Raw genomic sequence first — 637 nt, 5'->3', positions numbered from 1 at the left:
ATCCTCTTTAACTTCCTAAGCCCTAAGCTAAATTAGTTAAAGCTGCAATTTAGGATGAATTGGGTTTGCAGACTGAATTATTTCATTTAAGCAACGTCGTCTTAATACTTTATCCCTAGTTTTTTGAGTTTAGAAATGAGTGTAGTGGGGTTAATTCCTAAAAGCGTTGCTGCTCCATTTTCACCAAAGATTTTTCCATCACATTGTTTAATGGCTAAATTTAGATTTCTAATTTCTAAATCTTTTAATTGCTGGATTGTTATGATCTGTTGAGCTGAAAAATTTTCTGCACTCTTAGATGATGATTTGTTTCCGTGTAGTAAATCTTGTTCAAATAAATATTTAAATGAAATAGCGCCTTGTTTTGCAGTAATCATTGCTCGCTCAATTACATTTTGTAGCTCTCGAATATTTCCAGGCCATTCATATTGTTGTAATTCTAAAATATGTTTTTGTGAAAAAGGTAAATAATTGACTTTGCGTTTTTCACAAATCAGTTTCGAAAAATGGCTAACCAAAAGAGGGATATCTTCTTTTCGATCACGTAATGCAGGAGAGTAAATGGGAAATACATTCAAGCGGAAGTATAAGTCTTCACGGAAATTTTTGAGCTTAACTTCTTCTTTGAGATTACGAT

Annotated in this window: 1 pseudogene; it reads right to left on the bottom strand. The window is 32.3% G+C overall.

Annotated features, from left to right (window positions below):
* Window positions 1-101: 101 nt before the first annotated feature.
* Window positions 102-637: pseudogene (locus tag B4F08_RS13395) on the bottom strand (Fis family transcriptional regulator); the annotation flags it as partial.

This window comes from Acinetobacter sp. UBA6720 (assembly GCF_002454215.1).
Lineage (GTDB): Bacteria > Pseudomonadota > Gammaproteobacteria > Pseudomonadales > Moraxellaceae > Acinetobacter.
Note: the sequence above shows the minus strand (reverse complement) of the source record. Positions and strands in the feature narration are given on the sequence as shown.